Source organism: Nostoc flagelliforme FACHB-838, assembly GCF_014698065.1.
In the GTDB taxonomy this organism is placed as follows: Bacteria; Cyanobacteriota; Cyanobacteriia; order Cyanobacteriales; family Nostocaceae; genus Nostoc; species Nostoc flagelliforme_B.
In genome coordinates this window covers 1-5,041 of record NZ_JACJSI010000412.1, presented here as the reverse complement: position 1 = coordinate 5,041, position 5,041 = coordinate 1, and the positions used below count along the sequence as shown (strand labels likewise).

Genomic DNA, 5,041 nt, shown 5'->3' with positions numbered 1-5,041 from the left:
TTCGTTTTCTCATCTCAAATGGATGTTTGAGTGGTTTCTCCGACACACTAACTTTGATTTTGCGACTCTTCAAATGTACGGAGCTTTTTCAGAAATCAAATACTAGTCCTATAAATCTTGATTGACCTGTAAAGTCCGGCTGGGGTCTGTTCGCTGGAAAAACTCTAGTAAATCTATAGTCATAAATAATTAATTTATTGATTACTGAATATTTTTTAATAACACTACACTGCTTTTCACCGCATATCTCAAGTGTTTATGCTTGCTACACTTGAGGTTAACGCTTTTACGGACTGTAATGCAATTTGACGGTTACAGCGAGTCAACAACGCACTGCACGTGTGATTCTATTGTTGGCCGTGGGTACAAGACCCTCAGCTACCTGCACAAGAAAAAACTGCCCTGGGGCAAGGAGTTCAGAGCAGCGCTTACAAAAAAATAAATATGGAAGTTTAAACTGTTGCCCCCTGCTTTACATATAATTAGTTCGCTATGTAATACTCTTCAGTTCAAGTTTTGTAATTTACGCAAAAAGAACTAGAAACCTTGAAAACTTCATCTTGTAAGGATTAGACTGAATACAATCCCATCATTTGTATTCGTGATAACTATTGGTTTACACGCATTTGGTCAAGCGCATTACCCGAATGGCACTAAGAAAACGTAAAACCTAGTCAGGGCTATCTTGTTGGGGGTAGGGTGTCGGGTGTAGGGAAAAAATCAAGAAAATTAAAAACAAGTGCGAACATTAATAAACTTCTTCGCCACTACACCCCACACCCTACACCCCACACCCAAAAGCAGAGATGAATATTGGATTTGCCGATATCTTAGTGCCATTCCGGATTACCCCTTCATAGCAATCGTAGACTGTGGGGGCAGTGTACCAAGGAGCAGCAATGGAGGCGATCGCCAATTGACTTATTTATTGAAATAAAATGCCGACCAATGGTCGGCAAAAAACGATCCCTTATTCAGTACCACCTCTTCAGTAAGCAAGTCAGATATGTGTAAACCATTGGTTTACATTTGTCACCCTGCGATATACCGTCAACACCTCGAATAACCCACACAGGGGCAATTGCGTGCGATGGTGTACCCGCCTACCTTCTTGCGATCACATCTCCTGCGGCTACTACCAGGTATCTCTGCATGATGAAGATTTGGTCATTTTTGGGAGAAGCGATACCACAGCACTGGCTTTGCCAACACAGATCAGCGACAGGCCTTGAATACGCTGCGATACATTCACGCTAACCCCAAAGCGGCCGGGATGCAGCAGGGTTATTTCTACGACTTTAGCAACTATGGCACTCATGACCGCTTGAGCAACGATGGCATTATGCAGTGGCATCCAGCGTTTTTGCAAATGGGGAAGACGTTGGAGGAATGTGCGGCTAAGTATCGCAGGTTTTGTCAAAAATATCGGCCAAAGGCTAGACCAGAAAAAAGGAATTTTTGGGGTAGTCGCTTTTTGCCATCGGTGATGAAGGGTGGAAAGGCGAAAAAGTCATCGCCAGGGCAGATGAGTTTACCTTGGGATAAGCAGCGAGTAACAGAGAGTACGGAGGTGCATGAGGTAGCAACAAAGTTTATTCAGGCAAATTGTTATCAGCCACCAGTGGCAGGTATCGGTTTTGCGAAATGCTGATTATTGCGTGGAAAATGAGGCTGAAATAAATGGTTACAAACTTTTGAAAGCCTTAGATGTTAAAATCCACAAGTCTTTGCGCGAGAGAAGATAATATTTTTCCGTATGTCAAAAATCCCGAAGAAAAGCCTCCTTCTGACTGTCAAATCTGTCCACTTATTTGGCTGGGTATAAATTAATGCAGGTAGTGATGGCGATGATGTCCAAATCTCATCCTTTTGTTGGACATTACTTTCCTCGAACTTTTCCATTAACTTATAATAGCTCAACCAACTATCTTGTTTCCAACCTACGCGCTCACCAAAAACATCCCAATTATAATTACCATAGCTCGAACTGCCTAAATTCTGGTAAATTTCCGCTTGGATGCTGATGCCAAATTTATTGTTACTGCTTTGAAGCCAGAGACTATTAATTTCCCTCAGAGTTTCACAGGGGAAATTCTCTAGCAGTTCGTCCCAATCTTCATAGTTTTCCTTAACCATGACTTGATAAAAAATCCAAGCAGTTTCTTCATCTGCCTCTTTCCACTGTTTTTGCTGAAGATAGTTTTCCAACTGAGTGCATAGTCCATCCTTTAGCAAGTCATCAGCATATTTTCTCAATTCTCCTTCAAAAGCTCTATCGGCTTGGGGGTTATACTGAACTGCCAACATCTCAGAAAAACCTTGCCTAAATCGTTCAGGATTTCCTTGATTAGCAAATTTTAACCTGAATATTTCTTGCCATTTTTCTTCACTTTTATTATTTTTATTTCCCCACAATTTATGTAATTTTTCGTGAGCTTTTTGGTAGAGAGAATATACCTCTGGTGCATCAGTGAAGCGGATAGTGGGGATGATGTGGGGGAGAAATCGTGAGACTTGAAAAACCCTGTTTTCTTCTTGGTCTTCAGAACTTTCATCTATCACTCCCGGCGTTACCCCTCTTTGTAATTGCTGTTTACAATTAGGAATATCACAAGCGGCTTCTAAAGCTTCCATTGGAACAGGAAGATTATAGACTAAGCAATGGCAAAGTATTTGTTGCAACGACTCATCAATAAGCTGATACACTTCCTTATCCCCTATAACATTAGTAAGTTTAACGCCATCAAGGTTCGCAAGTAAGGAGTTAGCGCCAGAGAGGTTCGCGCCAGAGAGGTTAGCGCCAGAGAGGTTCGCACGTGAGAGGTTAGCGCCAGAGAGGTCAGCGCCATCGAGGTTCGCAAGTAAGGAGTTAGCACCAGAGAGGTCAGCGCCTCTGAGGTTAGCGCCAGAGAGGTAAACGCCATCAAGGATAGCGCCAGAGAGGATAGCGCCAGAGAGGAAATAACCAACAGTTCCTGAAAAAGTACCTACACTAACACTGTTGCTATATCCAATAATCCGAAGCAATCGCTGCTCATCAAAATCATCGCTGTCTTTTTTACCACAAGGATAAAAGACAATATTATCCTTTAGTTCATCTTGAGTCTGAGCATAACGGTGTAACTCTAACAGAAGAATCATTACATTTAGCCCAGTAAATATATCAACTTCTCTTAACTTTAAAAATATATTTTGTGCTTGGAATTTTTGCATTTGAGTTAAAGGAAAAATTTTCAGTTTTTCTCCATCAATAAATTTCCCTTCACACCAATCAAGATAGAAATCTTCTAAACGCTCGAACAACTTTAAGTATTGAAACTTGTCCTCAGAATCAAGCAGAGCCATTAGATAACCTACGATTTCTCTTGTCAATGCACCGTAGCCAAATAAATCATAGATTTCTTCTGCTAGCTTGTCATCATCAATAACGAATGTTGCACGTCTACTTTCAGGGTCTAACCTTACCCATTTTTTTAAGCTTTCTTTTATTTTCTGAGCGCAGAGAAATTCCCCAAAACTCTTATGAATAAACTCAACAGCACCCTCTGTTGACTCAGAGGCTTTAGCTGGTCGTAGATAAAATGCTGCTAACGCATTTCTTAAAGGATTTTCACTACTAAGCCTTTTTTGTGCTTCTTCCAGTAACTCTCTAGCTGTTTTATCATTTTTAAGTCGTGATTCAATTGCTTTGATTGAAGTCCATTCTTTTCCAGACTGAGTAACACATAACCCCGCTTCAATCAAAATAAGGCGCAAGTCCTCTGTATCGAATTCTGTAAGCTCTTGATTAAGTTTCTCAGTACGTTGTTCTGTTAAAATCCAATCTAGTGTTTTTTGATAGATTTTTATTTTAGCTTGAGCATTATTAACACCTTCAAACATTTGGATATTTAACTCATTATCTCGGTGCATTGCTGCTAAAAGGTACAATAATAATGGTTCTTTAGCTAAATCTTTAACACGCTTAGGGCAATTATTTGCATTGAGAAAATTTTGGAATTCTGAGGCTTTATCTTGTCCAACTAATCTACCCCACTTTGATAACCATTGCATTTGGATCTCGTCATCTATTAATGCTATTTCTAATCTAACTAAGTTAGCTGGTAGCCGATTTTCAATTCCATGCAACGCTGATTCTCTTCCAGTTACTATGAATTGATGCTTACATACTCTTTGGGCTTGATAGTTTCCTACTTGCCCAAGAAAATCTTCAATTCCCTTTGCTGTTCTTCCTTCAAAACGTAATTCATCAAAACCATCTAGTATAAATAAATATCGGGTATTGCGATCGCTCAACCAATCATCTCTGTTAGCAAAGTTTTCCCTGACAGCCGCACGAAGAGTATTTTCGATATTTGGCTCAAAAGTATCTATGTCTCTTAGCCTAATTAGTATTGGTGTCCAAATTGGGTGAAGTTCTTTTCTTACCCGCTCTGCAACCATTTTACAAGATACGCTTTTGCCTCGCCCTGGGCCTGCTTGAATAAACATCACTTGGGGATTTGTTTCAGATTTATTCAGTTGTTCTGTTACCCAATTCTCTAAATCAACAACTGACTTTTCTTTAGGTTTGCCATTGTTATCTAACAATTGAGCTTTTAGTGGCACATAAATTTCAGTAATTTTAAATTCTTCACCTATTACCTTCCATCTTTCCATTAGTAACGGGTCGCTGGATGAGGGTGATATCTGCTCTTTCAGGTATAGCTCTATGCTGGCGTATTTATCATTAGCTCTTACTTCTTGTGCTGCTATTATCATCAAACTTAAGATTTGGCGCACATCCTCTGATTCGTAAGAGAAAAGCTGCTTGATATAATTATGTGTATCCCAGGCTACCCATCCTGTGACTAGAGATGCAATCTCTGTTCTAATCCCTTTTGCCTCTAAGTAACTAGATAACTCTTGATTTAAAGCTTGTCCTAATGTTGAATTTGGAAACTGCTTTAGTGCTTCTTCGGCTTTACTATTGTCTAATTCTAACTGTCCCAGTTGGTGAAACTGAAGCTTAACTTCCTGCTCTTTTAACTCTGCATTCAGT

2 protein-coding genes are annotated in these 5,041 nt (G+C 39.9%); one reads left to right on the top strand and one right to left on the bottom strand.

The features are described from left to right. The first annotated feature begins 1,228 nt into the window (after window positions 1–1,228). Window positions 1,229–1,651 carry a transposase gene (locus tag H6G97_RS51735; protein WP_242056055.1) on the top strand — a complete coding sequence of 141 codons (423 nt, stop codon included), beginning with the start codon at window positions 1,229–1,231 and terminating at the stop codon, window positions 1,649–1,651. Between the two features lie 59 nt (window positions 1,652–1,710). Here the strand turns inward: H6G97_RS51735 and H6G97_RS45175 are convergent. Next, on the bottom strand, window positions 1,711–5,041 hold a 3,331-nt coding region (locus tag H6G97_RS45175; RefSeq protein WP_242056054.1), incomplete at its 5' end, for a pentapeptide repeat-containing protein.